29 protein-coding genes and 1 pseudogene are annotated in these 25,823 nt (G+C 67.8%); 8 read left to right on the forward strand and 22 right to left on the reverse strand.

Features of this window, described 5'->3' with window-relative positions; genetic code table 11:
- Positions 1–272 precede the first annotated feature (272 nt).
- The 5 genes from AOZ06_RS35785 to AOZ06_RS35805 all read right to left on the reverse strand — a co-directional run bounded on the left by AOZ06_RS35785 (position 273) and on the right by AOZ06_RS35805 (position 7,567).
- On the reverse strand, positions 273–1,721 hold the full coding sequence (locus tag AOZ06_RS35785) for a radical SAM protein (protein ID WP_054293418.1): 1,449 nt from the start codon (positions 1,719–1,721) through the stop codon (positions 273–275).
- On the reverse strand, positions 1,721–4,285 hold the full coding sequence (locus AOZ06_RS35790) for a glycosyltransferase (protein WP_054293419.1): 2,565 nt from the start codon (positions 4,283–4,285) through the stop codon (positions 1,721–1,723). Before AOZ06_RS35790 ends, AOZ06_RS35785 begins: the two co-directional genes overlap by 1 nt.
- Positions 4,286–4,377: 92 nt before the next feature.
- Positions 4,378–5,487 (reverse strand): HAMP domain-containing sensor histidine kinase, encoded by a 1,110-nt coding sequence (locus tag AOZ06_RS35795; RefSeq protein WP_218921839.1) that lies wholly within the window; start codon positions 5,485–5,487, stop codon positions 4,378–4,380.
- Positions 5,484–6,137, reverse strand: a complete 654-nt coding sequence (locus AOZ06_RS35800) for a response regulator transcription factor (RefSeq protein ID WP_054293421.1) — start codon at positions 6,135–6,137, stop codon at positions 5,484–5,486. Before AOZ06_RS35800 ends, AOZ06_RS35795 begins: the two co-directional genes overlap by 4 nt.
- A gap of 41 nt (positions 6,138–6,178) precedes the next feature.
- The gene (locus tag AOZ06_RS35805; protein ID WP_157233436.1) at positions 6,179–7,567 is read right to left on the reverse strand and encodes a S41 family peptidase; all 1,389 of its coding nucleotides are present in this window, start codon (positions 7,565–7,567) and stop codon (positions 6,179–6,181) included.
- A gap of 174 nt (positions 7,568–7,741) precedes the next feature.
- On the opposite strand from AOZ06_RS35805, the gene AOZ06_RS57075 reads away from it, so the two are divergent.
- The 4 genes from AOZ06_RS57075 to AOZ06_RS60580 all read left to right on the forward strand — a co-directional run bounded on the left by AOZ06_RS57075 (position 7,742) and on the right by AOZ06_RS60580 (position 8,948).
- Complete coding sequence (locus tag AOZ06_RS57075; RefSeq protein ID WP_157233437.1) at positions 7,742–7,918, forward strand: hypothetical protein; 177 nt, start codon at positions 7,742–7,744, stop codon at positions 7,916–7,918.
- A gap of 61 nt (positions 7,919–7,979) precedes the next feature.
- Positions 7,980–8,111: a hypothetical protein gene (locus AOZ06_RS61380; protein ID WP_257721434.1), complete on the forward strand. Its 132-nt coding sequence runs from the start codon at positions 7,980–7,982 to the stop codon at positions 8,109–8,111.
- Positions 8,112–8,199: 88 nt separating this feature from the next.
- The gene (locus tag AOZ06_RS35810; RefSeq protein ID WP_157233438.1) at positions 8,200–8,856 is read left to right on the forward strand and encodes an FAD-binding protein; all 657 of its coding nucleotides are present in this window, start codon (positions 8,200–8,202) and stop codon (positions 8,854–8,856) included.
- Positions 8,853–8,948, forward strand: a complete 96-nt coding sequence (locus AOZ06_RS60580) for a BBE domain-containing protein (RefSeq protein ID WP_236952468.1) — start codon at positions 8,853–8,855, stop codon at positions 8,946–8,948. The genes AOZ06_RS35810 and AOZ06_RS60580 overlap by 4 nt, the downstream gene beginning before the upstream one ends.
- A 29-nt stretch (positions 8,949–8,977) precedes the next feature.
- Here the strand turns inward: AOZ06_RS60580 and AOZ06_RS35815 are convergent, their stop codons facing one another.
- The 3 genes from AOZ06_RS35815 to AOZ06_RS35825 form a co-directional block, all read right to left on the reverse strand.
- Positions 8,978–9,496 (reverse strand): gamma carbonic anhydrase family protein, encoded by a 519-nt coding sequence (locus AOZ06_RS35815; RefSeq protein ID WP_054293424.1) that lies wholly within the window; start codon positions 9,494–9,496, stop codon positions 8,978–8,980.
- Between the two features lie 11 nt (positions 9,497–9,507).
- Positions 9,508–10,032, reverse strand: a complete 525-nt coding sequence (locus AOZ06_RS35820; RefSeq protein ID WP_083472147.1) for a LuxR C-terminal-related transcriptional regulator — start codon at positions 10,030–10,032, stop codon at positions 9,508–9,510.
- A 144-nt stretch (positions 10,033–10,176) separates the two neighbouring features.
- Entirely contained in the window at positions 10,177–10,788 is a 612-nt protein-coding gene (locus AOZ06_RS35825) for a TetR/AcrR family transcriptional regulator (protein ID WP_054293426.1), read from the reverse strand.
- 164 nt (positions 10,789–10,952) lie between these two features.
- Here AOZ06_RS35825 and groL point away from each other — a divergent pair, with 164 nt between their 5' ends.
- Positions 10,953–12,548 (forward strand): chaperonin GroEL, encoded by a 1,596-nt coding sequence (gene groL / locus AOZ06_RS35830; RefSeq protein WP_054293427.1) that lies wholly within the window; start codon positions 10,953–10,955, stop codon positions 12,546–12,548.
- A gap of 418 nt (positions 12,549–12,966) precedes the next feature.
- On the opposite strand, the gene AOZ06_RS60585 is transcribed toward groL, so the two are convergent.
- The 6 genes and pseudogenes from AOZ06_RS60585 to AOZ06_RS35845 form a co-directional block, all read right to left on the reverse strand.
- A complete protein-coding gene (locus AOZ06_RS60585; protein WP_236951850.1) occupies positions 12,967–13,443 on the reverse strand; it encodes a Scr1 family TA system antitoxin-like transcriptional regulator in 477 nt (158 codons plus the stop codon).
- 1 nt (position 13,444) lies between these two features.
- Positions 13,445–13,633, reverse strand: a pseudogene (locus AOZ06_RS61765) (hypothetical protein); the annotation flags it as partial.
- A gap of 42 nt (positions 13,634–13,675) precedes the next feature.
- Positions 13,676–13,855 (reverse strand): helix-turn-helix domain-containing protein, encoded by a 180-nt coding sequence (locus AOZ06_RS60590; RefSeq protein WP_236951851.1) that lies wholly within the window; start codon positions 13,853–13,855, stop codon positions 13,676–13,678.
- Positions 13,852–14,202 carry a DUF6879 family protein gene (locus AOZ06_RS62315; RefSeq protein WP_417999980.1) on the reverse strand — a complete coding sequence of 117 codons (351 nt, stop codon included), beginning with the start codon at positions 14,200–14,202 and terminating at the stop codon, positions 13,852–13,854. Before AOZ06_RS62315 ends, AOZ06_RS60590 begins: the two co-directional genes overlap by 4 nt.
- 74 nt (positions 14,203–14,276) lie before the next feature.
- Positions 14,277–15,704, reverse strand: a complete 1,428-nt coding sequence (locus AOZ06_RS35840; protein ID WP_417999981.1) for an ATP-binding protein — start codon at positions 15,702–15,704, stop codon at positions 14,277–14,279.
- 2 nt (positions 15,705–15,706) lie between these two features.
- Positions 15,707–17,401, reverse strand: a complete 1,695-nt coding sequence (locus AOZ06_RS35845; RefSeq protein WP_054293429.1) for an NAD(P)/FAD-dependent oxidoreductase — start codon at positions 17,399–17,401, stop codon at positions 15,707–15,709.
- A 186-nt stretch (positions 17,402–17,587) separates the two neighbouring features.
- Between AOZ06_RS35845 and AOZ06_RS61770 the strand changes: the two genes are divergently transcribed.
- The 3 genes from AOZ06_RS61770 to ykgO all read left to right on the forward strand — a co-directional run bounded on the left by AOZ06_RS61770 (position 17,588) and on the right by ykgO (position 18,427).
- The gene (locus AOZ06_RS61770) at positions 17,588–17,752 is read left to right on the forward strand and encodes a UBP-type zinc finger domain-containing protein (protein WP_335338427.1); all 165 of its coding nucleotides are present in this window, start codon (positions 17,588–17,590) and stop codon (positions 17,750–17,752) included.
- A 261-nt stretch (positions 17,753–18,013) separates the two neighbouring features.
- Positions 18,014–18,268, forward strand: a complete 255-nt coding sequence (locus tag AOZ06_RS54935; RefSeq protein ID WP_083472150.1) for a hypothetical protein — start codon at positions 18,014–18,016, stop codon at positions 18,266–18,268.
- 36 nt (positions 18,269–18,304) lie between these two features.
- Positions 18,305–18,427 carry a type B 50S ribosomal protein L36 gene (ykgO, locus tag AOZ06_RS35855; protein ID WP_054293431.1) on the forward strand — a complete coding sequence of 41 codons (123 nt, stop codon included), beginning with the start codon at positions 18,305–18,307 and terminating at the stop codon, positions 18,425–18,427.
- A 41-nt stretch (positions 18,428–18,468) separates the two neighbouring features.
- Here the strand turns inward: ykgO and AOZ06_RS35860 are convergent, their stop codons facing one another.
- From AOZ06_RS35860 to AOZ06_RS35895, 8 genes are all read right to left on the reverse strand, one after another.
- Entirely contained in the window at positions 18,469–18,861 is a 393-nt protein-coding gene (locus AOZ06_RS35860) for an NUDIX hydrolase (RefSeq protein WP_054293432.1), read from the reverse strand.
- Between the two features lie 20 nt (positions 18,862–18,881).
- Positions 18,882–19,772 carry a TauD/TfdA dioxygenase family protein gene (locus tag AOZ06_RS35865; protein WP_054293433.1) on the reverse strand — a complete coding sequence of 297 codons (891 nt, stop codon included), beginning with the start codon at positions 19,770–19,772 and terminating at the stop codon, positions 18,882–18,884.
- A gap of 10 nt (positions 19,773–19,782) precedes the next feature.
- Entirely contained in the window at positions 19,783–20,124 is a 342-nt protein-coding gene (locus AOZ06_RS35870; protein ID WP_054293434.1) for a 4Fe-4S dicluster domain-containing protein, read from the reverse strand.
- The gene (locus AOZ06_RS35875) at positions 20,121–21,662 is read right to left on the reverse strand and encodes an FAD-dependent oxidoreductase (RefSeq protein WP_236951852.1); all 1,542 of its coding nucleotides are present in this window, start codon (positions 21,660–21,662) and stop codon (positions 20,121–20,123) included. Before AOZ06_RS35875 ends, AOZ06_RS35870 begins: the two co-directional genes overlap by 4 nt.
- Positions 21,659–22,489 (reverse strand): ABC transporter permease, encoded by an 831-nt coding sequence (locus tag AOZ06_RS35880; protein ID WP_054293436.1) that lies wholly within the window; start codon positions 22,487–22,489, stop codon positions 21,659–21,661. The genes AOZ06_RS35875 and AOZ06_RS35880 overlap by 4 nt, the downstream gene beginning before the upstream one ends.
- Positions 22,490–22,643: 154 nt before the next feature.
- Entirely contained in the window at positions 22,644–23,420 is a 777-nt protein-coding gene (locus AOZ06_RS35885) for an ABC transporter ATP-binding protein (protein WP_054293437.1), read from the reverse strand.
- A complete protein-coding gene (locus tag AOZ06_RS35890) occupies positions 23,417–24,412 on the reverse strand; it encodes an ABC transporter substrate-binding protein (RefSeq protein WP_054293438.1) in 996 nt (331 codons plus the stop codon). Before AOZ06_RS35890 ends, AOZ06_RS35885 begins: the two co-directional genes overlap by 4 nt.
- Positions 24,413–24,417: 5 nt before the next feature.
- On the reverse strand, positions 24,418–25,734 hold the full coding sequence (locus AOZ06_RS35895) for an LLM class flavin-dependent oxidoreductase (protein ID WP_054293439.1): 1,317 nt from the start codon (positions 25,732–25,734) through the stop codon (positions 24,418–24,420).
- Positions 25,735–25,823: the final 89 nt, after the last annotated feature.

Genomic DNA, 25,823 nt, shown 5'->3' on the forward strand with positions numbered 1-25,823 from the left:
GAGTAGCCAGGATCCCGCGTCAGCTGGCTGGAACACAACCAACACAGTGCGACCAGCGCTGGAAGCCGAAAACGGGGCCGGAAACCGCACTCCAACGTAACCAGAAGCGCTGACGCGATCAGACATCGTCCGTTATGAACCCAGCACACGACGGCGAGCAGCCCACAGGTGGGCACGCTTACATACTCACCATGCACAGTCCACGGCGAAAAGCATCAACGGTGTGTGCTGGAAAGAACCCGCGAAAACAGCATCGTTGGCCTCCATCCCAATCACTCCTGGTTCGGAGGGTCAAAATCCGCGTTGATGATCGCTTCCACCAGCACCTCGCCATTCGGAGTCAATGTCACGCCTGAGTTGTCGACAGTCACCAGGCCCCGCGCTGCCAGGGAATCGAAGCGGGGCCGCCATGGACCGTTGCGAAGGGAGCTGCCGAAGCGCTCTTGGTGAATGGCCTCGCGGACCGGTTTCAGTGTGGACAAGGCCATCTTTATCGCCCGCTCCTGCTGGGCCCGCGGCGTGAAGCGGGTTGCCGAGCCCAGAGGGATGCGGCCTGCTTCCACAGCCTCGCTGTAGCGCTGCCAGTTCACGTCCGTGATCGCTTCCGACCGGCGGCAGCTCGAACTTCCTCCCAGGCCGATCGCCACTTCGGCTTCCTGCCTGTGCTGGTCGACCATGATGGACTTCCACTCTTCTGTTCCGTGGCCGTCCTTGGCGAAGTACATCGTCGGTCGTTCTGTGTATCCGTTTCCTCGCAGGCCTTCGGTGAGTATCTCGCGCATCTGGTACTGCTCGCCCAAGCTTGGCCAGCGGTGTCCGTCCCGGACCAGTTTGTCGCGGAAGGACGGGATCTGCCACGCTGCCGGCTGGACTCCGGCTACTCCTGTTCTTGTGTCCGTGTAGGACTTCAGGTGCAGCTTCGTGCAGACAACTGCTGTCAGGTCCAGGTCCAGGACGGTTTCCAGGTCTCTGCGGGCGCTGTCCAGGTTCTGGTCCAGCAGGCCGTACATCAGGTCGATGCTGATCCACGGGAAGCCGATCGCCTGCGCTGTCCTGACGAACGACACGCACTCGTCCGCGCTGTGCTCCCGGCCGCATTCCGCCAGGACCTTGTCGTCGAACGACTGGACCCCGCTCGACAGCTTCGTCACGCCCAGCGAGGCAAGGAGCTCCAGTTTGGACGGTGTGAACGTGCTCGGGTCGCCTTCGAAGCGGATCGCCGTGTCCTCGCCGAACGCGAAGTTCGTCCGGTAGAAGTCCAGGAGCCGGCGGATGGCGTCCGGTGGCAGGAGGGACGGTGTGCCACCGAAGACGTTGAACTCGCCGACGGGTGCCGTGCGGAGTGCGGGCACCTCGCGCAGCCACAGCTCCGCTTCCCTGATGTTCCAGTCCACCCACTGGTTCGCCTTGGCCTCCGCGCCTGCGCCCTTCGCCAGGACGACCGGGTACTGGCAGAAGCGGCAGCGGTACGCGCAGGTCGGGATGTAGGACCAGAGGTGGATGGGTTTCGTGTCGGCGAGCTGGGTGTCCAGGTCGGCGAGGAAGTCCGCGGGTGCGTAGTCCGGCTCGTTGCCGGGGAACACGTGAGCGCCGAACGGGTCTTCCACGACGTATTCGAGGAGGTGCTGGTTCTCCGGTGCGGTGAGGGCTTCGAGGACCTTCGGTGCCGGGTGGGAGGGGTCGAGTGCCCGCAGGGAGTCCAGTGCCGACGCGTAGTCCATCAGAAGACACCTCCGTTGCCGAAGTAGTTGTGGGCCTCTCCGGATTCCCTGTCCTCGCAGTAGTACTTCACGAACTCCGCGAAGCGGTCCGGTGGCACGTCCCGCAAGCACGGCGGCAGCGGCGGTGGGTGGCCGATGTCCTCGCCGACCGCCGCTCTCAACCGCGCGAAGATCTCGTCGGCGAACTCGAAGTACAGCCGGTAGGACGGGGTTTTGTACGAGTGGATCGGGGTGAAGTCCGTCATCCGCATCTCGTCCTTGATCTCCGCGATCCGTTTGCCGAGGCGTTCGGCCAGCGACGGCGTGAAGAACTCGATCACCGCGTCGTCGTCCAGCAACGACGGGGTGAGCAGGACCGGCAGGATCGTGTTCTTCGGCGTGAAGTCCTTGATCGAGAACTCCCACGCCTGCCTGGCTTGGTCCTCGGTCAGGTCCGCGGCCACCGCCGTTGTCTCCGGGCGGATGTCCCGCATGACGATGATGCCGTCCGAGCCGTACGCCCTGCCCGTGATCACCTCGTCGATCGCGTGGTCCACGCGGCGGGGGTTGATCTCCACCCGGGCCTTCGGCGCGTAGCCGATGTCCTCGCCGCTGCCGCGGACCGTGATCCCGAAATCCCAGTCGTCGGACAGGTGGTTGACGAACTCGCCGTCGCGCAGCTGGTAGAAGATCTCGATGCCACCGACCCGGTCGTGCACGTCACGGTCGACGGCGAATCCCTTGCCGTCCGGGAAGCCGCCGAACAAGGCGAACGTCACCGCCCGGCAGCGCAGGGTTTTGGTGATCGCGTCCCAGAGGCGCGGGCGTCCGGCGAAGTGCTCGGCGGAATAGTGGTAGTCGCAGACAGCGATCGCCGCCTTGCCCGATTCCATCGCCGTGAACAGCTCGAACAGCCAGTCCTCGTCGACACGGCAGTCCGCGTCGGCGGACACGAGGTAGAAACGCTCCTCGGCGTTCACGCGGCCTCGGCTGCGTTCACTGGCGAACCGCATCCCGGTGCGGCGGGCGCACGAGACACCCTGTTCCGGCTCGGCCACGATGTGCACGGCAAGGTCCGGGTGTTCGGCGATGAAGGCGTTGACGACGTCCACGGTGTCGTCGGTGGAGTTGTTGTCCACCAGCACGACCTCATAGGTCGACCTGTCCAGTCCGCGTTGCTGGTAGAGCGATTCCAGGACCCAGGGAAGGTTCGCGGCTTCGTTGTACACGGGCAGCACCACGCTCAGCCGCACCCGCGGGTCCATCGGCGTCAGCACCAGCCGGTCCAGCAAGTCCTTCGCTGTGCGGGAACCTCGTTCACCCAGCTGGAAGTTGTGCTCTGCCATCTGCGCTCTCTTCTCATCGTCGGCGAGCAGGTCACGGACTTGCCGGACGAAGCAGGCGTCGGGGATGTCCTCGGTCAGCAGGGGCGCACGGAATCCCTTGCTGCCGTAGACCGTGTCGTACAGCTCGTACCGCGTGGACATGTACGGCACGCCGGACGCGATCGCCTCCCCCACTGGGTTTCCGTAGCTCTCGTAGTCGTACGAGGTCAGGAACGACGCCAGGTCAGCGTGCGCCAGCAGATCCCGCACGGAATAACGGCTGCCCGTCGATCGGCCGACGTCGTCCTCGTGCGGAGCGAGCCAGCCGCCGAACACGACTCGGTCCGTGACTCCGAGATCCGCCGCCAAGGACGTGAGCCTGCGGTGTTCCTCGGCGGATTCACCGGTGTCCCCCGCCACGAACAGGTAGGCGTCCGGGATCGCGGCGAGCAGGTGCAGGTCGCGGTCGATTCGCTTCTGCCTGATCACGCGAGTACAGCGGGCGATCAGCGGCGCGTCGGCGGGAATGCCGTGTTCACGTCGGAAATCAGCGTTACCGTCGTGCACGGTCGCTTTGCGGTGCGTGAACGCGTTGGGCAGGACGTCGACGGCTCGCAGGTGAGCCCACTCCAGAGTCTTGCCGCGGGCTTGCTCGTGCAGCGCGAGGTAGTGGATGTGCGGCGAATTCGGAGGTTTCGGCGTCGCCGGATATGGGTACACACCGTACTTGCCTGAGCTGGGTTCGCTCTGCCACATCAGATCGTGGTCTCGCCACAGCACGTACCGGCCGAGGTTCCTGCGGGCGCCGTACTTCTCGATCGCGAGGTGCAGCGCCTTGGTGTAGGTGATGTTCTCCGGCAGTGTGCCGTTCTCGACCATGACGGTCGAGACGTCGTGCGCTTCCCAGGTCTCGACGATGAGATCGCTCAGCTGTGCCGCGACGGCGTCGATCCTCGGCAGCAGGTGCGGCGCCGATCCGCGGCCGACCACCTCGCGCAACACCTCGGCGACGAAGTCGCTGTCGTAGCCGGGGATCTCCTCGACGCCACCGATCCGGCCGAGGTCCACCCAGTCCGGCAGGAGCCGGGATTCGTCCGTGTAGGGCCGGAAGAACGCGCCCTTGTCGGCCTTGATGTCGTACCCGAGGTCCAGCACCACCCGCCTGTCCCGGTCAGCGAAATGCTTCGCCGTCTTGACGAACTCGACAACGACACCGGAGATCGGCGTGGCGTCGAAGGAGATACCCCAAAGCGCCGTCATACCTTCCGAAGCTAACGGCTGTCCGCCCGGTGCGCGTGCTGAGATCCACCGGTTGCCGACATGGGAAATGGCGAATAGTCGCCAGCCGTGAACTACCGTCGCGCCAGTAACGTGGTCGGGTTGTCGAACGCGACGGTCAGCTCCAGGCCGCCGCCAGGATTGGGCCGGGCCATGATCCGCGCCTTGTGGGCGTGTGCGATCGACGTCACGATCGACAGGCCGAGCCCCGCGCCGTCGCCGCGGGTCCGCGTGTGCAGCCGCCGGAACGGCTGGAACAGTTCGGGGAGTCGTTCCGCCGGAACGTGCGGGCCGGTGTTGCGGACCGTCAACACCCCGGCGCTGCTCAGTCCGATGTGCACTGTCCCGCCTGATCGGTTGTAGCGGATCGCGTTGCCCACCAGATTGACCAGGAGCCGGTGCAACAGGACCGGGTCGCCGGGCACGACCACCGGTTCGGCGTCCACCACCACCTCGACATCGTCCGAAGTGGATTCGGCGACGGTTTGGCGGAGCAGTGCCGTGAGGTCGACCGGCCGCGGGTCGTCCAGGCCGTGCTCGGCTTCGGCCAGCACGAGCAGCGAGTCGATCATTTTCTCGGTCCTGCGGTTGTGGGTGAGCAGTTTCGCCCTGACCTCGGGGAGGTTGTCGGTGTTCTCCAGGCCGATCTGGATCGCGGCGCGCTGTGTCGCCAGCGGCGTGCGCAGTTCGTGCGCCGCGTTGGCGATGAACCGGCGCTGGCTGTCCACCGAGCGCTCGAGGCGTTCCAGCATCGCGTCGATCGTGTCGGCGAGGTCCTTGAGTTCGTCGTTCGGTCCGGTCAACGCGATTCGTTCGTTCAGGTTGGACAGCGAAAGCCGTTGCGCGGTCGTGGTGATCCGCCGCAGTGGCCGCAACATCCGGCCAGCCATCCACCAGCCCGCGATGATCGACAACACCGCGAGCACCGCGACAGTGATCACCGTGACGGTCCACTGGGTCTGCAGGACCTCGTCCGGCAGCCTGGTGAGCACGCCCTCGAACTGCGGGCCCGGCGGTGGAAAAGGCAGGTTCACCATCGGGCCGCCAGGCACGATCTGCGCGACCCGGTCGTGCAGCCGATTGCTGAACACCAGGTTGACCACGACGACCAGGATCGTGGACGTGACCAGGAAGATGGCGGTGTACAGCGCGGTCAGCCGGAACCGCATCGTCCGCCTTCTCACAGCACGTACCCCGCTCCTGGCACGGTGTGGACGCACGGCGGATCGCCGAGTTTCGCGCGCAACCTGCTGATGATCACCCGGACCACAGTCGTGAACGGGTCGGTGTGCTCGTCCCAAGCCGACTCCAGCAGCCGCTCCGCGCTGACGACCGCGCCGTCCGCCCGCATCAGCACCTCCAGTACCGCGTACTCCTTGAGCGACAGCCGCAGGAACCGGCCGTCGCGTGTGACTTGCAGGCGTTGGGTGTCCATCACGATCCCGTGCCGCCGCAGGGTCGGTGGCACGGGCGCCTGACTGCGCCTCCCCAGCGCTTGCACCCGTGCCACCAGTTCGCTGTAGTCGAACGGTTTCGGTAGGTAGTCGTCGGCACCGAGGCCGAGACCGGCGACCCGCTCGGGTACGGACGCCGCCGCGGTGAGCATCAGGATCCGCGTCCGCGCTCCCACGCCGACGAGGTCCTGGCAGATCTGGTCGCCGTGCACGCCGGGCAGGTCCCTGTCCAGCACCAGCACGTCGTAGTCGTGCACCGCGAGGCGTTCCGATGCTGCCGTGCCGTCGTAGACGACGTCGACCGCCATCGCGTGCCTGCGCAACCCCGTGGCGACCAGATCCGCCAGGTCCTGTTCGTCCTCAGCCACCAGTACTCGCACCCACCGGTCTTAGCGGATCCGGCGTTGCCCGGATGTGAACGTCAGCCGAGCAGCGCGCGGGCCTTGTCGAGGCCGGGGTCGCGACCGGCCGAGAGATCGGCGGCGGTGACCGGCGCGAAGTGGTCGGGCGGCACGCCGACGGTGTCGACCTTCTCGCGGTTCGGCCCGATCTCGTGGATCTTGGGCAGGACCATGAAGCTGCCGTCGCCGAGCACCCAGCCTTCGCCTGGCCCGGACACCGCGCCCGCGGTGCGTGCGCCGACCAGCGTCCCGAACTTCAAGTCCTTGACGGCGTTGGAGAAGGCGTCGCACGCCGAGGCGCAGATGCGGTCGGTGAGAGTGACCAGCGGCAGGTTCAGCAGCGACACCGAGTCGTCTGTCCGGTTGGGCGTGCACTTGTCCCTGACATCGCACCAGTAGCTGTAGGTCTTGCCGTGCACCCACGAGCTGACCAGCTTCTTGACCTCCCCCGGCGAGCCGCCGCCGTTGCCGCGCAGGTCGAGCACAACGCCGCGCAGCTTCTGCTGCTTGCCGAGGTCCGCGATCACCTGGCGGATCTTGTCGGCGACGCCGGGCGCGAAGCCGCGCAGGAGCACGTACGCGATGCCGCCGGGCAGCAGCTTCGACTCGACGTCCTCCCGGCCCGGCCCCGGCGACGGTTTGGTCACGGTCAGGTCGTAGGTCTTGGTCTCACCTGTCGACGGCCTGCGCATGACGAGCTTGACCCGCCGGCCCTCCTTGGCCTCCATCAGCCACTCCACGACACGGGGCACCGCGACGCCGTCGACGAACAGCGGCACGTCGTTGACCGACAGGATCTCGTCGCCCAGCTTGATGCCCGCGTTCGCCGCCGCGCTTCCCGGCAGCACGTCGACGACGTGCGCCGGGCCGGTCGCCGTGGGATCCGTCCGGCCCGGACCGCGGGCGTGCGACGGCATGAAACCGACCGGCAGGAAGTCGTTCCTGGTCGGGCGGATCCACGCCGCGTGGTTGTCACCGAGGGCTTCGACCATGGCGCGGATGGTCACCTCGGCGACGCCCTGGTGCGCTTCCGTGGGCAGTGTGCCGATGATGTCCTGGTACGCCTTGGCGAACGATTTCCAGTCGCTGTCCCGTTTGCCGGTCAGCACGGGCGCGTTCGCGTTCGGTTGGTCCAGTCCACGCCGCTGCAGTTCGCGGGTGAGCGCCGAGAAGGCGGGCTGCAGGATCGTGCGGCTGTCCAGGACCGGACCGCTGAAGTAGTTGTCGAAGACGCAGTGGTACGCCTGGGCGATCGTGTCGACCGTGGTGGGCTTGAACGGCGGCGGCTGCGGTGGCGGCGTTTGGCACGCGGGCAGCCGTGCGGCGGCCTCCGGGCTGGCGCTGACTGTCGCGGTACCGGCGAGCGCCGCCGCGACGGCGACGATCGCGAGCAGTTTCAAGGATTTCACGGCCGCCACTGTGCTGCGTCCGCTGTTGCGGGGCTGCGAACGATGTCGTTCACGCCGGTGAAGCGCGTGGTCCGGTACTGGGCCGATCGGGGGAAACACGTTTCAGTGCAGACCACCACGGGCATGTAACTAGCACCCCCATCTGCGGTTTTCTCGCCGAGAGGAGCGTGCGCCATGGCTCGCCGATTCGTACACCAGACCGGGGCACGACGACGGCGGCGCGGCGGCGGTGATCTCGAGTCCCCCGGCGCCTGCACTTGCCGCGCGTTCTCCGGCGGCCGTGCCGTGCACAACTACGGTCAGCCCGGGTGCCGCTACGCAGAGCTCGACAGCCACGCCGTCACCCACTGATTCACTGTTACCGCAACATAATTCCCCCGTCCGGAAGCGACCGGTTTTGTTCGAGGGTGTCGTGCAGACCGCGCGGCGGACCCAGCACTGGTGGGCCGAACAGGCGACGCACACCAAGCGGCGGCCCGACCCGCCCGGTGGCTACATCGGACTCGGCTGGCAGATCTGGTGCTGGCTCACGCTCGGCGCGTGAAGGACGCGTTGTTCCTCGCCGAGCAGCTGCCCGCGGCGATCGGCGTCGGCGAAGGCCGGGCCTGGTGGTCGGGTCGGCGAGCGCGATCGTGCCGCTGCTGATGCTCGCCGAGCGAACCGGGACGACCGGTGGACCGATCTGGCGGTCCAGGTGGGCGGCCAGCTCGCCGCGACCGTGCTGCAGGCCTGCCACCGGCCAGGCCTGCTGGGCGGTCGCGAACTTCCCGTCCGGGATCGGCGGGTACGCGCACGGGTCGACGGGGACCGCACTGTTGCACGAAGGAGAACTGGCCGAGCAGGGCACGCACGCCGAGCTGATGATGCTTGACCTCGTCCGGCCAGGTGATCCGCGATACGACCTGTCCCGCAACCAGTTCATCGGCACACGCACGGAGGTTCTGCCCGAGGCGGTCGCGCGGTGCGCCTCCCCTGCCGACGTCATCGAAGCGTTGGCACTCGCGGACACACGCGGCTGGCCGTTCGCCATCCGCGGCGGCGGTCACAGCAACGCCGGTTACTCCAGCAGTCCCGGCCTGGTCATCGATCTCACGCCCGCCGCGTCGATCTCGCTGACCGGTTCGACGGTGACGGCAGGCACCAGTGTCCGAACAGGACAGTTGAGTTCCGTTCTGTCGGCCCGGGAGCTGGTGGTGCCGGTCGGCTCGACAGCGAACTGGGAGACGTTGCGCCGTACGGGACGGGCGCGTACCCCAACTTCCCCGATCCGGCGCTGGCGGACTGGCTGACCGCCTACTACGGCCCCAACGTGGCCAGGTTGCGCGCGGTCAAGGCGGCGTACGACCCGGACGACTTCCGGTTCGACCAGTCGATCCGTTGATGCACAACCCGCGTGTCCGCCGGCCGGGATCACACCTCTTCGATCCCGGCGGCGTGCCTGCGAGCGAGTTCCTGGTACAGCACGGGGTTCGTGTCGACCCACGCGCGGGCGCCGTCGGTCAGCGGGATCAGGCGCTTGGCCGGTGAACCCATGGCCATCACCTCAGGCGGCACTTCCGACTCCGGCGTGACCGTGGAACCTGCCGCGACCATCGCGCGGGCGCCCACCTTGCTGCCGTCCAGCACGGTCGATCCGTTGCCGACGATGGCGTACTCACCGATCTCGCAGTCGTGCACCAGGCAGAGGTGGCCGACTGTCGCGCCGCGCCCCACTGTGCAGCCGTTTCCGCCGACGTGCAGCACGGCGTTGTCCTGGATGTTGGCGCCTTCGCCGACCACTATCCGGCCGAAGTCCGCGCGGATCACCGCGCCGTACCAGACCGACGCCCCTGCTTCGACGACCACGTCACCCACCAGGGTGGCGGTCGGTGCGATCCAGGCTTCGGGGTGGACCTGAGGGCTCTTGCCTTCGAAGGAGAACAGCGGCATGCCGGGGAAATCTACTTCACGAAGTCGGGGACCACCTTCGGCGGCCACGTCCCCGCCGCGAGGATGCCCTCCGCGTAGGCCTTCGACACGAGAGAGGTCCGGTTCGGCGCGCTCAGCTTCCGCAGCAGGTTGGTCACGTGGTACTCCACGCCACCGCGGCTGAGGTCGACCATCAGGGCCAGTTTCGCCGTCGGCACGCCAGCCGCGACGCCTTCGAGGATCCGGGAGTCCATTTTGGTCAGGATCTTGCGTCTGCCTGCGCCGTTGCCCGCGCGCTGCTGGTCCGGCGCGACCATCAGGATGATCGTCTCGCCCCGTAAACCGTCGCGCTGCACCACGTCGAGGACGTGGCGGCCGCGCACTTCCTCGGGGTGGCAGCCCAGCCTGCGGGACAGCTGCTGGCTCGCCATGACCACCGTTCCGCTGCCGTCCACCTGCGCCACGCACACGCCGGGCGCCGCCGTGAATGTGCGGAAGAACTCGTTGTCCACTGGGACGACCCCTCTCACCCCGAGGCTCGGGACCCGCGCGTCCATGGCCGAGAGTAACCAGGGCCCGTGTGGCTTCGCAAGGCTTCGACCGTTGCCCGGTGTTGCTTGCTTTGTTTTTGAGTTGGATTGGGGTCTGGCAAGCGGGTCTGAACAGTCCGGGGGACGCGGCGAACTGGCCGTGGCAGGCACTCATCCGGCGCGAGCTGTGAGGGCGTCCATGGCGGGCGCCAAGTGGGACAACGCTTCCCGCAGCAGGTCCGCCAGCGGGGTCGCGGGCACGAGGACCAGGCCGGATTCCGACCGGCTCGCCCACCGCTCGACCGCGATCCTGGCCGCCGCGGAGATCGCGGCCGCGAGGACAGCCGTGGCCAGCCGGTCGTCGTTGCCGGTCCGGGCAGCGAGGGCGTCGGCCAGCGGCAGTTCGATCGAACCGACCGTGTTGGCGAACTCCTTGCGCAGACTGGCCGACGTCGTGATCAGCGCGAGCGCGTCACCGGCGGGTTCGGCGGTGTATTGCTCGGCCATCGCTTCGGCGACGGCTTCCGACAGCGGTTCGGCGTCGGGCCGCGCCCGCAGCGCGGCGGCGATCCGCAACGCGCGGTCAGCCGCGACCGCCGCGACGATCGCCTGCTCGCGGCTGGAGAAGTAGTTGTTGTAGGTCCGCGGTGACACCCCAGCCGCCGTCGCGATGTCGTCCACTCGCACGTTGTCCGGCCCGTGCTCCAACGCCAGCCGCAACGCCGCCGCACTCAGGGCTTCGCGGGTGGCGATTTTCTTGCGTTCCCGCAGACCATCGCCCATGTCCCGAGCATATCAGATGATCTTGCGTGCACGAATTTTTGCGTGCACGCACTTTTTGTGGTTAAGCTGGCACTCGGCACACCGGAGTGCCGGCGGGCGCCGGTGGGGCCACTGGCCGCCGACCGTCGCGGGGTACCGGCGCCCGCCCAAGCACAGGAGGAACGATGGCGAAGTTGATCGCGTACCACGAGGAAGCCCGCCGGGGCATGGAGCGCGGGATGAACGCGCTCGCCGACACGGTCAAGGTCACGCTGGGCCCGCGTGGCCGCAACGTGGTGCTGGAGAAGAAATGGGGTGCACCGACGATCACCAACGACGGCGTGTCCATCGCCAGGGACATCGACCTCGCCGACCCGTGGGAGAGGATCGGCGCGGAACTGGTGAAAGAAGTCGCGAAGAAAACCGACGACACCGCGGGCGACGGGACGACGACAGCGGCCGTGCTCGCCCAGGCGCTCGTCCGCGAAGGCCTGCGCAACGTCGCCGCGGGCGCGAACCCGATCGCGTTGAAACGAGGCATCGAACACGCCGTGGCCGCGGTGTGCGCGTCACTGCTGGACACCGCCAAAGAGGTGGAGACCACGGAGGAAATCGCGGCGACGGCGTCCATCTCGGCCGGTGACGCACAGATCGGCGCGTTGATCGCCGAAGCGATGGACAAGGTGGGCAAGGAAGGCGTGATCACGGTCGAGGAGTCCAACACCATGGGCCTGGAACTCGAACTGACCGAAGGAATGCGCTTCGACAAGGGCTACCTGGCACCGCATTTCGTGACCGACCCCGACCGGATGGAAGCGGTGCTGGAGGACCCGTACCTGCTGTTCGTGTCGTCGAAGATCTCGGCGGTCAAGGACCTGCTGCCCGTGCTGGAGAAGGTCATGGCCACCGGAAAGCCGCTGCTGATCGTCGCGGAGGACGTCGAAGCCGAGGCGTTGGCGACGTTGATCGTGAACAAGCTCAAGGGCACGTTCAAGTCGGTGGCGGTGAAGGCACCGGGCTTCGGCGACCGGCGCGAGGCGATCCTGACCGACATGGCGATCCTCACCGGAGGCGAAGTGATCTCGGCGCAACTGGGACTCCGCCTGGAAACCACGGACGTGTCACTGCTGGGAACAGCGCGGAAGGTGATCGTGGCAAAGGAGGAGACGACCATTGTGGACGGCGGTGGCGCGGCGGAACGAATCGCCGGACGCGTGGCGCAGATCCGTTCGGAGATCACGAAAAGCGACTCGGACTACGATCGCGAGAAGCTCAAGGAACGCCTCGCGAAGCTGTCCGGCGGCGTCGCGGTGATCAAGGCAGGCGCGGCGACCGAGGTGGAGTTGAAAGAACGCAAACACCGCATCGAGGACGCCGTCCGCAACGCGAAGGCCGCGGTCGAGGAAGGCATCATCGCGGGCGGGGGCGTCGCACTCGCCCAAGCCACCGTTGCCGCGGCAGAGCTGTCCGGCGACGAAGCGACCGGCGCCGCGATCGTCGCAGCGGCCATGACCGCACCGCTGAAGCAGATCGCGGCGAACTCCGGCCTGGAAGGCGGAGTCGTGGTCGAGAAGGTGCGGTCGCTGCCCGCCGGCCACGGCCTGGACGCGTCCACCGGCGAGTACGTGGACCTCCTCGAAGCCGGGATCATCGACCCGGCGAAAGTCACCCGCTCCGCGCTGCGGAACGCAGCCTCCATCGCCGCGTTGTTCCTGACCACCGAGGCCGTCGTCGCCGACTCCCTCGAGCCAAGCGCCGCAACGGAAACCCCGGACTTCTGACCTACCCGGCCGGGCGGCCACCGGGGCCTAGTCAGGCTCCGGTCCGGCCCAGATCAGATGCGGCGTGGTGTGGGTTCGCTTCGGGGCGTACCTCAACGCGTTGTCGGGCTCTGACAACAGAAACTGCGTCCGCCCGTCTTCCGTGGTCGTGTAGGCGCTGCCGGGGAGCGCCATTCCCCCAGGCGTACACCTCGGCATCGGTCTGTTCGCCGTACTCCAACACAACGGCGGACACGCGTGGCGCCAGATCGGCCACCATGTCAGTCATCATCTCGGTGAACGTTTGCGGCTCGTACACGCCTGAGCTCAGGGGATTGTTGGTGAGGCGGGGCATGCAGGAGCGTATGGAGGCGGGGAGGACGGAGCCAGAAATATTCGCCGTTGTTCGCCACGCGATCGGGTGATTTCCCGCGAGTGGTCATTCGTCGCCGGGAGACACCTCCGCGGCGAGGTCGTCGGCCAGTCGCGTGATGATCGCCCGCGCAGCGCGGTCGTAGCTGGCGATGGCCGACAAATGCTCAAAAACCTCGCCGTGCAAATCGATCTCCGCAGACTGGGTGAGGCGCAGGGCAGCCGAGTAGGTCTCAACCGACACCTGTTTGTCGTCACGCAACCAGAAGCCGTGCCGGGGACCGACCGGGGTACCGAGTCTCGAACCCGATGATCCCGATCGAACGTTGGGCAAGGTGGACAGCGACACAAGCCGGTCGAGCTGGGCGAGCATCACCCCTCGATCGACCCGGCGCACCCGTAGCGCAGATTCCGTCACGACGAAGTGGAATCGCTTGTCTTGCCGATAGAGCAACTCCTGCCGCTTCATTCGCGCTTGCATCATCGACGCCTCCCGCAGCAACACCAGGCATGAACGCATTGGCTCGCAAAATCGATCGCGCATACTCAGCAGTTTGCAACATGCCAGGGACGATGGAATGCTCAAATACGCGGAACAATCGTGTCTTGGCATCCAGTTCGAGCGACTTGCGCTGGAGTGGACCGTGTCCGCGGTTCAAAGGCGTAGCCACTCGGCGTACTGCGCTTCGAGCGTCTGCAATGCAGCAGCTCGTCGGTTCGAGACTCGCTTCCACTGCCCCGGTCCAGTCCCGGATGTCCTGCTCTGTCGGCGTCTGTCACGCCGTCTCCAGCTTGGAGATCTTGGACTGCTGCCACGACAACGACTCCGCGAGCTGCACGCCGGTCAGTCCTGCCTGTCGGCGTAGCTCACGGAGTCGTTGTCCCAGCGCGGCTCGCGCTACCTGGACGCTAAAGCGCCCGATGTGTTCTTCGGTGGCAAACTCATCTCGCTTCACGGCGTGAAGCGTCGCCCCGCGGCCGCTGCGGCTCGCACCAGAGAAAGCCAGCCGGTTTTCCACGACCGGTCGTCCGGCTCACCGCCCAGGAACTTCTGAAAACGCTCCCGCTCCCGGCGCACGGTGTAGGCGTTCCTGGCTTCCAGGCGGAGCGCGGTGTGCTCGAATTCGTCGAAGACCTGACTGAACTCGGCACCCGGCCTGACGATGCTGTTGAGCGGTCTCCCTCCTTCACCTGCTCCCCGCGCGAGTAGAACCTCAGCACATCTTCCGGGATCTCGACACCGGACTCGCCGTCGGGTATCGGCCCGACGTCGGCGAGCGCCTGCGGATCCGTCACGATCCACCCCTGCGCCAAGCAGGCCGGTCAAGGGCAGCCTGACGTGTTCGCCCGTTCGGGGGCGAGCGCCAATCTGTTGACCTACTGGGCTTTGAGCGGGTTCAACGGAATCCGGATGTGGAAGGTCGTCTTGCCCGGAACGGAATCAACGCGAACGTCACCGTGGTGCTTGTTCACGATGATCCGCCACGTGATGTCCAGCCCGAGACCCGTGCCCTCCCCCACGGCTTTCGTGGTGAAGAACGGTTCGAAGATCCTTTCCTTGATCTCAGCCGGAATCCCCGTCCCTGTGTCCGTGATCTCCACGACCGCGCAACCATCGTCCAACGCCGTGCGGATGGTCAGCGTGCCCTTTCCTGACATCGCCGCGATGGCGTTGTCGATCAGGTTCGTCCACACCTGGTTGAGCTCCGCCGCATAGCCCGAGATCAACGGCAGCGAACGGTCATACGAGCGAACGACCTCGATCCCTGCGCCGAGTTTGTTGTTCAACATCACCAAGGTCGAGTCGAGCAGCTCGTGTACGTCGACGACCTGGAACGGTGCGCGATCCATCTGTGAGTACTGCTTCGCCGCGCCCACCAATGTGGACACACGAGTCGTCGCGTCCTCGATCTCGTTCATCAGCGACTCGGTTTCCACCGTGTACGCGATCCAGCGCACCGCCGCTTCTATCGACGCCCCCGGGCACGGCTCGATCGCCTCGCGCAGCCACTCCACGTCCAACCCACCTGCCACCAGCGTCGGCGCCAGGTCCCAGCCTCCGCTGATCCCCCGCTCCTCCAGCCAGTCGGCTACCTCGTCCTCCCGGTCACTGGCTTGCATCGGCCCGAGTTTCGGGGCTTTCGCCACGCGTTCGACCGCGTTCTCCTGCAACAGCACCAGTGACGGCAGGGTCGCCGGGTCGATCGCACCGCTGGCGAGCATGGCCAGCTTGTGCCGCATGCCCGCGACGCGCTCACGCAGTGCCGCCGTCGCGCGGACGGCCGCAGCCGCCGGGTTGTTCAGTTCGTGGGTCAGGCCCGCCGAGAGTGAGCCGAGGGCCAGCAGGCGTTCGCGTTGACCGAGCACGCGCTGGTTGTTCTGCATGCCAAGGAACAGGCCTTCGAGCAGGTGCATCGCCATCGGGAACCACTCGCGCACCATCGGCCCGAACTCGTCCGCCGGCAGCTGGAACATCACCGTGTCGGTGATCGAGTCCACCGTCATCTGGTAGTTCGTCTTCGACCCGATGTCGGCTTCCAGGTACGCCTGCGTCGCACCGAAGTACGAACCGCGGTGGTCTGTCCTGTTTGTCTCGACCAGCTCGCCGCCGACGTTGCGGCGCAACGCCACCGTGCCTTCCAGCAGGACGAAGAAACACGTCGCCGGTTCGCCCTCGGTCAGGATCGGGGTCCCGGCCGCGCGGCGCTCCACGTGACCGTGCTCGACCAGCCACGTCACCTGGGCGTCATCCAGGTGCTCGAACAGGAACAACGTGCGCACCTGCGACGCGGTCAGCTTCTCCATGGTCATGACCTTTCCAAGTACCGGTGTACCAGCGTCACGGCCATCGCGCCTTCCCCGACGGCCGACGCCACCCGTTTCACCGAATCCGCGCGCACGTCACCGGCCACGAACACGCCCGGCAAGCTCGTCTCCAGGTGGTACGGCGGCCGCTCCAGCTCCCAGCCCGCGGGCAGCCCGCCCTCGGTGACCAGGTCCGGACCGGCCAGGACGAAGCCGTTGTCGTCACGGGCGACGATGCCGTTCAGCCAGTCCGTGCGCGGTGCCGCGCCGATGAACGCGAACAGCCACGAAGCCGGGACTGTCGTCGACTCACCGGTCTTGTTGTGCCGCAGCGTCAGCGTCTCCAGGTGACCGTCGCCTGCCCCGCCGACGACCTCGGTGCACGTCATCACCTCGATGTTGCCGGGCCCGGCCAGCTGGTCGATCAGGTAGCGCGACATCGAGTGCTCCAGCGAGTCGCCGCGCACGACCAGCACGACCCGCTTCGCGTGCCGGGAGAAGTACATCGCGGCCTGCCCCGCCGAGTTGGCGCCGCCGACCAGGTACACGTCCTGGTCCTTGCAGTTCGGGCCCTCGGTCGTCGACGCACCGTAGTAGACGCCGCGGCCGGCCAGCTCGCCGAGGCCAGGCGCCTGCAGCGACCGGTAGGACACGCCCGTCGCGAGGATCACGGTGTGCGCGGACAACTCCGTGCCGTCGTCGAACCGGACAACTCGGGCGGATCCCCTGGGTTCCAGCGACACGACCTGCCTGGTGGTGAGCATCTCGACGTTGAACTTCTGCGCCTGCCTGCGGGCGCGTTCGGTCAGCTGCTCGCCCGACACGCCGTCCGGGAAGCCGAGGTAGTTCTCGATCCTGCTGCTCGTGCCCGCCTGGCCACCCGCGGCCAGTCGCTCCACCAGCACCGTCCGCAGCCCTTCCGACCCGCCGTACACGGCCGCGCCGAGCCCGGCCGGGCCCGCGCCGATCACGATCAGGTCGTAGAAGTCCGTGGACGGCGTCGTGGTCAGGCCGACGCGGGCGGCCAGTTCGGCGTCCGACGGGCATGCCAGCGGCTGCCCCTCCGGCGTCACCACGACGGGGATGTCGGCTTCGCCGTGCCCGGCCGCGGCCAGCAAGCGCTTGGCCTCGCAGTCGGTGTCGTCGAGCTCGTACCAGCGGAACGGCACCGCGTTGCGGGCGAGGAAGTCACGGACCTCATAGGACCGTGCCGACCAGCGGTGGCCGATGACCTTGACCTGGCGGACCGGCTGCCGGTCGGCGGCCGTCCACGACGCGAGCAGGTCGTCGAGCACCGGGTACAGCTTCTGCTCCGGCGGGTCCCACGGCTTGAGCAGGTAGTGGTCCAGGTCGACGACGTTGATCGCCTGGATCGCGGCGTCGGTGTCGGCGTACGCGGTCAGCAGCACGCGCTTGGCCACCGGGAAGAGGTCCATCGCCTCCTCGAGGAACTCGATCCCGCTCATCTGCGGCATCCGGTAGTCCGCGAGCAGCGCCGCGACCTCCTCGCCGCGCAGCTTGATCTCCCGCAGCGCTTCGAGCGCCTGCGCACCTGACTCCGCACGCACGATCCGGTAGGACTCACCGTACTGCCTGCGCAGGTCCCGTGCGACTGCCCTGGACACGCTCGGGTCGTCGTCCACGGTGAGGATCGATGGCCGCGTGGAACGGCCGGCGTCGGGCAGAGCTGTTGTCATGCCCCACAGTCAAGCACCAGATCAGCGCGAGGCGTACCTTCACGTGAGGACAGCCGCCACCCGGCAGCGTGAGACAATCAGGAGAGCACAGTGGCAGTTTGCCAGGACATCGCCGAGCTCGGTCCCGACCCCGAGCCGCACACCGAGGACGGCTGTGAGGACTGCCTCCCGGTCGACGGTACCTGGGTGCACCTGCGGCTCTGCCTGGCCTGTGGACACGTCGGCTGTTGTGACTCATCGCCCGCCAAGCACGCGAGCCAGCACGCCGCCGAAACCGGGCACCCGGTGATCCGGTCGTTCGAGCCGGGTGAGTCGTGGCGCTGGTGTTTCGTGCACAAGACGACCGCCTGACAGCTGACGCGCACGGCGTCGACCGTGGCCGCGTAGGGCGAGCCGAGGTCGTCGAGCGCCTCCCAGACCAGGTCGATCGCCTCGCGGTGGGCGGCGAGCAGGGGCACTGCCTGGCTGGTGTAGCCCGCCGCCGAGCATTCGAGCACGACCGCGAGGTGGTCGGTCACCCGCATCCCGGACATCAGCGACAACCTGTCGAAGGCGGCCTGGTCGCTGTCGGCGTAGCAGGTCAGGCGCAGGCAGCAGGGTGGTCCGTCCCCGATGTCGTCCAGACTGGACAGTGTGCGGGTCAGCGGCCGGGCCAGCGCGGCTGGCAGCGACTCGGTCGCGGCACGCAGGGACGGCAGCATCGAGCGGATCACCCCAGCCGGGTGCGTCAAGATCGCCGATGCCACGAAGTGGGCCAGTTGCAGGGGATTCATCGCCGTCCGTTCGTGCGCGTTGATCCACTTTGCGCTCGCGGACAGCCCGGCGTCAACGGACGCGTTGCCCCTAGGACAAGCCCTGTCCACCTAGGGGAATGAACCACCGGCTGCGACGGTTGAACGGGACGTGAAGGTGCGGAACTCATTGAGGTCGCTGAAGTCCAAGCCCGGCGCCCAGGTGGTCCGGCGTGACGGCCGGGTGTTCGTCCTCAACAAGAGGGACCCCCGGTTCAAGGCCAGCCAGGGCTGATCAACTGACGAACGGGCGCCGGAAGCGCCCGTTCCGCCGTTTCACGGCAAGAGCCGCCGGACGTGGTCCGGGATGTCCCGTTGCGCGGCTTCGGCCGGGGTGAGCCAGGCGTAGGCGTCGTGCTCACCGGGGTTGAGCACCACCTCTGCCTGGCCCTCCTCGTCCACGTCGAAGACCGTGGCGTTGATCGTCAACGGTTTGCCGCCGATGTCCGGCCAGCTCGACGACGCCCGCTGCCCGGTCACACGGACCTCCAGACCGGTCTCCTCGGCGATCTCGCGGACCGCGGTGTCCTCGCTCGGCTCGCCTGCTTCCACGGTCCCGCCGGGCAGCTCCCACCGTCCACCGAGGAACGCGCCGGGATCGCGCCGGATGAACAGGATCTTGTCGTCACGGGTGATCCAGCCGTACGCCAGGTTCTTCTCAGCGGTCATGCCGCTCGATGTTAGGCCCCTCAGGACGGCGTGTAGTGCGTGGCGCCGTCGCCCTCCACGATCCGGCTGGTGGATCCGTCGATGGCGACAGGTGCGTCACCCACGACGGTCACCCTGTGCAGCAGGCGCGGCTGGGTGCCGTAGTCGTCGGGGGCGTAGTGCTGGGTGGCGCGGTTGTCGAAGATGATCACGTCGCCGGGCGCCCACTGCCAGCGCACGACGTTCTCCGGCCGGGTGACGTACGACTGGAAGATCCGCAGGACGTCCGCCGACTCCGCTGCGGACAGCCCGACGATCCTGGTGGCGAACCCACCGATGAACAGGCCGCGCTCCCCCGTCTCGGGGTGGACGCGCACGACCGGGTGTTCGGTGCGGTAGCGGGTCGAGGTGAACACGCGCCGGTGCTCGGCGGCCTTGGCGCTGCGAGGCGGGTCGGCGTAGTCGTAGTCGTTGGTGTGCACGGCCCACAACGTGTCCGCGAAGTCACGCAGCGGGGCGGGCAGGTCGTTGTACGCGGCCACCGAGCTGGCGATCAGCGTGTTGCCGCCCGATTCGGGGATCACGATGCCGCGCAACGACGTCGCCTTGGGTGGCGTGCGCAGGAACGTGACATCGGTGTGCCAGCGGTTGGCGCGGATGCCTTCGTCGCCGTTGACCGCGAGGACGTTCGGCGCGCCTTCGACCGACGGGACCGTGGGGTGCGCGGTCGTCAGCTCGCCGAACAGCGAGATGAATCGCGCGTGCCCCGGGTCGTCGAGGTCCTGGCCGCGGAAGAACAGCGCCTTGTGCTCGTTGAGCGCCGAGGTGAGGAACTCCGCGGGCGGCAGGTCCCGCGCGAGGTCGGCGCCGAGCACCTCGGCGCCGATCCGCCCGCCGATCCTGCGGACTTCCAGAGACGTGATCGTCGTCATGATCTTCCTTTCAGGATGTGATCTCAGGTCCTCGCGGGTCGAGCCGCGGCCCGACAGCACGGGCGGAACCGGGGGTGCGGCCGTGGCCCCAGCCGATGCGTTCGCGGTAGCTGCCGAGCAGCACACCGAGTTGCTCCACCGACACCGAGCCGGACGGCAGCGGGTGGGTCTGCGGCGCCACGAACAGCGCGTCGACCGGGCAGTTGGCCTCGCACTGGTAGCAGGTCTGGCAGTCGGACTGGCGGCTGATCGTCGGGATGCCGTCCGCGCCGAGGTCGAAGACGTTGGTCGGGCACACCTTCACGCACTTGTCGCAGGCGATGCAGCGCTGCGCCGAGACGAGTTCGATCACGGCCGCGCCCAGACCTCGTCGAGCCCGCCGGAGGTGATCCGGTGGTGCTGAGCCGGGTCCTGGTCCGGGAAGTCCAGGCGCTTGGCCATTCCCCTCGTCTCGCTGCGCGCCAACGCGGAGGTGTACATCCACCGGGCGTGGGCGACCATCGCCGCCGCCTGCCGGGCACGAGGTGCCTGCGCACCGGTGGCGTGCACGGAAACCCTGAGTCCTTCCCAGACCGAGTGCAGGACGTCCAGAGAGGTCCGCAGCCGGTCGCCGTGCCTCAGGTAGTTCTTGTCGTACGGCAGGACCTCGGCCTGCACGGCCCGGATGACCTCGTCGGCGTCGACCGAACCGGTCCCGGTCGGGCGCAGGGCGGCGCCACCGGCGTGGACGACCTCCCGGTGAGCGGAGCCGACGGTCCGGGCGAAAGCGGCGGCGCCGAGCCCGGCCCAGCCACCGGAGGAGATCGCCCACGCCGCGTTGTGGCTGCCGCCGCCGGTGAAGCCGCCGCAGATCGGTTCCCGGGTCGCCGCGTCACCGGCCGCGTACAGGCCGGGAACGGTCGTGGCGCAGTACTCGTCGACGATCCGGATGCCCCCGGTGCCCCGGACCGTGCCCTCCGCGAGGAGGGTCACGGCGAACCGGTCGGTGAACGGGTTGATCCCGAGCCGGTCGAACGGGAGGAAGAAGTTCGGCTGTGCCAGGCGCATCGCGCGCTGGGCCGCGTCATCCGCGAGGTCGAGGCGGCAGTAGACCTTCTCGGTCAGCAACGTCCTGGCGATGACCGAACGGCCGCGCTGGCTGCCGGCGCCTTCCAGGACACTGCCGTCCGCGCGGTAGAACGTGGCGTAGTTGTAGAACGCGGTCTTGGTGACCGACGTGTTCTCCGGCGCTATGCCGTAGGCGTTGGAGAACTCCATTCCGGACATCTCCGCCCCCAGTTCAGCAGCCAGCAACGCGCCATCGCCGGTGTTCACGTTGCAACCCAACGCCTTGCTGAGGAACGCGCACCCTCCCGTCGCGAGCACGACCGCACCGGCGCGCACCTGGTAGTCGTGACCCTCCTGCCGGCGGTGACCGACGGCGCCCGCAGCCGCCCCGGACGAATCGACCAGCAACTCGACAACCGGGCTGTGGTCGAGAATCCGCACGCCGCTGCGGCGAACCCACGCGCGCATCCGGCGCATGTACTCCGGCCCCTGCAACCCGTTGCGCAACGGGTTTCCCTCAGCGTCCACGGGGAACGGGTATCGGGTGATCGCCGCGAACTCGTTGATCGACTCGTAGGTCTGCTCGAGCACTCGGGCCATCCAGCCGCGGTCTGCGAGGTAACCGCCGAGAGCTTCCCGGCTGGCCATGGCACGTTCCCGCGCTTCGGGCGTCGGCGGCACGTACCACACGCCGGTGCCCGCCGACGCTGTCGCGCCACTCGTCCCGCAGTATCCCTTGTCCGCCAGGACAACCCTCGCACCGGTCGATGCCGCCTTGACCGCCGCCCATGTCGCGGCCGGGCCGCCGCCGACCACCAGGACATCCGCTGTCAGGTCCGTCACCGGGCACCTCCCTGGGGAACGCGCCATGACGTGAACCTGCGCTCGACCAGGACCAGGATCTGGTTGAACAGCAAGCCGTACAGCGACAGCGTGACGATGCCCGCGTACATCTGCGGCACCGCGAAGTTGTACTGCGACGAGTTGATCAGGTAGCCGAGCCCGGCCTTGGCGCCGACCATCTCGGCGGCGACCAGCACCAGGATCGACACCGCGCCCGCCAACCGGATGCCGGTGAAGATCGTCGGCACCGACGCGGGCAGGATCACCTTCTGGAACAGCCGCAGCGGCGGCAGGTTCATCGACCTGGCCAGTTTGACCAGCGTCGGGTCGGCGCTGCCGACCGCGCTGATGGTGTTGAGCAGGATGGGCCACGTGCAGGCGTAGAACACGATCGAGATCTTGGACGTCTCCCCGATCCCCAGCAGCAGCACGAACACGGGCAACAGGGCCAGTGCGGCGGTGTTGCGGAACACCTCCAGCAACGGCCCCAGCAGGTCCGCCACCGGCCGGTACCAACCGATCAGCAGGCCGAGGGGCACGGCTGTGACGACCGCGAGCCCGAAGCCGCTGAGCGACCGGACCAGGCTGGCCTCGAAGTTGGTCAGCAGCTGCCCGTTCGCGAGCAGCTCCCACCAGGCGACCGCGACCTCCGAGAACGGCGGCAGGAACGTCCGGTCGGTCAGGCCAAGCCGGGGCGCCAGTTCCCAGATCACCAGCAGTGTCACGATGGCCGCGCTCTTGGTGACCAGTGTCCGCAGCAGCTTGGGGCGTGGACGGGCAGGTGCGGGAGCGGCGACTGCCGTGGCTCGCTCCAGTGTCGCGGTCATAGCTGTCCCGCCTCTCCGGATTTTTGCGCTTGGTCACCTTGGCTCGCACCGTTCAGTTCGGTGCGTACTGGTGGCCGGTTTGCGTCACGTTCCCCTGGGGTGCGGTTGGGTGCCACGTGGCCTGCGCTGAATCTCGGGCTTGGCACAAGGGGGGTCATACCGTCTCCTTCTCGTGCAGCAACGACCAGACTTCGTGCCGGTAGCGGCCGAAGATCGGGCTCGACCGCAAGTCCGCCTCGGCCGACCGGGCACCGAGGTCGATCGGCAGCACCTCCTTGAGCCGCCCCGGCCGTGACGTCATCACCGCCACCCGGGTGCCCAGGTACACGGCTTCCTCGATGCCGTGGGTGACGAACACGATCGTCTTGCCCGTGCGCTGCCAGATCCGCAGCAGTTCGTCCTGAAGGGACTCCCTTGTCTGCGCGTCGAGCGCGGCGAACGGCTCGTCCATCAGCAGCACGTCCGGGTCGTACGCGAGGCTGCGCGCGATGGCCACGCGCTGGCGCATCCCGCCGGAGAGCTCGTGCGGGAAGCGTTTCTCGAAGCCGGACAGGCCGACCAGGTCGAGGAACTGCCTGGCGCGCTTGGCTCGCGCACGGCGTGGCGTGCTGGTCGCCTCCAGCCCGAACTCCACGTTGGACTGCGCGGTGCGCCACGGCAGCAGGGCGTACTGCTGGAAGACGATCCCGCGGTCCAGTCCCGGCCCGGTGACCGGTTCGCCGTCGACGAGCACACGTCCGGTTGTGGGCGTGGTCAGGCCGCCGAGCAGGTCGAGCAACGTGGACTTGCCGCAGCCGCTCGGGCCGACGACCACCACGAACTCCCCCGCTTCGACGTCGAGCGAGAACTCCTCGATCGCGGTGAACCGCTCGGCCGAGTCGCGGATCGGGAAATCCTTGCGCACCGCGTCGAACACGATCTTCGGCGTCACACTGTCCCCCCGTTGAACTGGTTGCTGTACAGGTCGCTCACCTTGAGCGCGCCGGGTTTGAGGTCGCCGCGTTCGGTCAGCCAGTCCACCCACACCTGCAGCTCCTTGTCCTGGATTCGGCCGCCGGGTTCCGCGACGCCGAAGGACTTCCAGTAGTCCAGCGGACCCGGGTCCTCGTTGCGGGCGCGCCGGGCGACGATGTCCTTCATCCGTTTGATGACCTGGTCGCGTGGTGTGGTCCGCGACCAGTCGATGGCTTTGGCGACCGCCGTGACGAACGTTCTCGTGGTGTTCGGGTTGTCCTTGAGGAACCGTTTGGTCATCACGTACGTGCCCGCGGAGAACCGGCCGAGCAGTTCGTAGTCGGTGAACAGCGGCCGGATCCCGCCGACCTTCAATGCCTTGTCACGCAGGATCCCGCCGAGCACGGCGACCTCGATCTGCCCCTGCCGCAACGCCTGCTCGGTGTTCACCGGCGGCAGCGCCAGCCGTTCGACCTGACCGAACTCGGCCCTGCCGACACCGTTGCGCTGCAGGTACGTGTCCAGCATCGCCTCGGAGTGCGCGCCGAGCGTGTTCATCCCGACCTTGGCGCCGACCAGGTCACGGGCCGAGCGGACACGGGAGTCCTCCAGGACGTAGTAGCCGCTGAACTGGGCCTCGTCCACGCCGTAGTAGCTGATCACGGACGTGATCGGGGCGTTGCCGGACGCGAGCTTGACCACCGCGCCGTTGAAGGCGCCGCCGAAGTCGACCTGGCCGGTCGCGGCGGACTGGATGTCCTGCGGGCCGCTGATGGTGTTGCCGACCCACTCGAGCCGCACGTCACCGAGGTACCCGAGATCCGCAGCCAGCTCGGGCGGCGTGACCTGCCCGGCCCAGCCCTGGTAACGCAGGGTCTTCGTCTCACCCGACGCCGAGCCGGTGCCGCATCCCGCGACCAGTCCGCCCGCCAGGAGAAGGAAAGCGCGCCTGTTGACCACTGTGGACATCTCCTTCAGACCGCCGCCGGCGCCAGGTTCGACAGGCCGTAGTGGTCACGCAGGGTCGAGCCGGTGTAGTGGGTGCGGAACAGCCCGCGGTCACGCAGCCTCGGCACCACCGTCTCCACGAACTGCTCCAGGCCGTGCGGCAGCAGCGGCGGCATGACGTTGAACCCGTCCGCCGCGCCCTGTTCGAACCACGTCTGGATGTGGTCGGTGATGGTGTCGGGTGTTCCCGCGACCACCTGGTGGCCGCGTCCGCCGCCGAGCCGCGACAGGATCTGCCGCAACGTCAGCCGCTCGCGTTCGGCGAGGTCGCGCACGAGTTCGAACCGGCTCTTGGCGCCGTTGACCCGCTGCACCGGCGGGAGTTGCGGCAGACGGCGGTCGAGCGGGTGCCCGGTCAGGTCGACGCCGATCATCTCCGACAGCTGGCGGACCGCGCGGACGGGCACGATCAGCTCGTCGAGTTCCCGCGCCAGCCGGTCGGCCTCGGCCTGAGTCGCGCCGAGCACCGGGACGATCCCCGGCAGGACCTTCACCGCGTCCCGGTCCCGTCCCTGTTCGGTCACCCGGGCTTTGAGGTCGGTGTAGAACGCCTTGGCTGAGTCGAGCGTCTGGTGCGCGGTGAAGACGGCCTCAGCGTGCTGTGCCGCGAACGTCTTGCCGTCCTCCGAGGACCCCGCCTGCACGAGCAGCGGCCTGCCCTGCGGGCTGCGGATCGAGTTCAGCGGACCGCGGACTTGGTAGAACCGGCCGGTGTGACCGAGTTCCCGCACCTTGCCGGGGTCGGCGTAGACGCCGGTCCGCTTGTCGACGACCAGTGCGCCGGCGTCCCAGCTGTCCCACAACCGGTTGGTGATGTCGACGAACTCGGCGGCGCGCTCGTACCGTTCGGCGTGATCGGCCGCCGCGTCACGGGAGAAGTTCTGTGCCGACCGGTCGCCCGCGGTCGTCACGATGTTCCAGCCCGCGCGGCCACCGCTGATGTGGTCGAGCGAGGAGAACCACCTGGCCACGTTGTACGGTTCGCTGTAACTCGTCGACACGGTCGCGATCAGTCCGATGTGGCTTGTCGCGCCCGCGATCGCCGTGAGCAACGTGATCGGTTCGAAGACCTGCGCTGCGGTGTGCTCGATGTCGCCCCACACCTGGACTCCGTCGGCGAGGAAGACCGAGTCGAACGTGCCGTGCTCGGCGATCCGGGCCAGGTTACGGAAATGCCGGACGTCCGGCAGCGCGGCGGCGTCGGTCAGCGGGTGCCGCCACGCCGCCTCGTGATGGCCGACGCCCATCAGGAAGGCGTTGAGGTGTAAGTGCCGCTCCGGCATGGCTGCTCCAGGATCGTTCGCTGTGCTGATTTCGCAGTGCGGATGCGTTCAATACTGGGAATGCCGCGAAGGGAGGGTCAACTTTGCGA

It is taken from the genome of Kibdelosporangium phytohabitans, assembly GCF_001302585.1.
Lineage (GTDB): Bacteria > Actinomycetota > Actinomycetes > Mycobacteriales > Pseudonocardiaceae > Kibdelosporangium > Kibdelosporangium phytohabitans.

Coding starts and splice junctions, on each gene's coding strand:
- AOZ06_RS35785 (WP_054293418.1), bottom strand. CDS start 1,721: ATGGACTACGCGTCGGCACTGGACTCCCTGCGGGCACTCGACCCCTCC.
- AOZ06_RS35790 (WP_054293419.1), bottom strand. CDS start 4,285: ATGACGGCGCTTTGGGGTATCTCCTTCGACGCCACGCCGATCTCCGGT.
- AOZ06_RS57075 (WP_157233437.1), top strand. CDS start 7,742: ATGGCTCGCCGATTCGTACACCAGACCGGGGCACGACGACGGCGGCGC.
- AOZ06_RS35815 (WP_054293424.1), bottom strand. CDS start 9,496: ATGCCGCTGTTCTCCTTCGAAGGCAAGAGCCCTCAGGTCCACCCCGAA.
- AOZ06_RS35820 (WP_083472147.1), bottom strand. CDS start 10,032: ATGGACGCGCGGGTCCCGAGCCTCGGGGTGAGAGGGGTCGTCCCAGTG.
- AOZ06_RS35825 (WP_054293426.1), bottom strand. CDS start 10,788: ATGGGCGATGGTCTGCGGGAACGCAAGAAAATCGCCACCCGCGAAGCC.
- groL (WP_054293427.1), top strand. CDS start 10,953: ATGGCGAAGTTGATCGCGTACCACGAGGAAGCCCGCCGGGGCATGGAG.
- AOZ06_RS60585 (WP_236951850.1), bottom strand. CDS start 13,443: ATGCGCGATCGATTTTGCGAGCCAATGCGTTCATGCCTGGTGTTGCTG.
- AOZ06_RS35840 (WP_417999981.1), bottom strand. CDS start 15,704: ATGGAGAAGCTGACCGCGTCGCAGGTGCGCACGTTGTTCCTGTTCGAG.
- AOZ06_RS35845 (WP_054293429.1), bottom strand. CDS start 17,401: ATGACAACAGCTCTGCCCGACGCCGGCCGTTCCACGCGGCCATCGATC.
- AOZ06_RS54935 (WP_083472150.1), top strand. CDS start 18,014: ATGTCGTCCAGACTGGACAGTGTGCGGGTCAGCGGCCGGGCCAGCGCG.
- AOZ06_RS35860 (WP_054293432.1), bottom strand. CDS start 18,861: ATGACCGCTGAGAAGAACCTGGCGTACGGCTGGATCACCCGTGACGAC.
- AOZ06_RS35865 (WP_054293433.1), bottom strand. CDS start 19,772: ATGACGACGATCACGTCTCTGGAAGTCCGCAGGATCGGCGGGCGGATC.
- AOZ06_RS35880 (WP_054293436.1), bottom strand. CDS start 22,489: ATGACCGCGACACTGGAGCGAGCCACGGCAGTCGCCGCTCCCGCACCT.
- AOZ06_RS35890 (WP_054293438.1), bottom strand. CDS start 24,412: ATGTCCACAGTGGTCAACAGGCGCGCTTTCCTTCTCCTGGCGGGCGGA.
- AOZ06_RS35895 (WP_054293439.1), bottom strand. CDS start 25,734: ATGCCGGAGCGGCACTTACACCTCAACGCCTTCCTGATGGGCGTCGGC.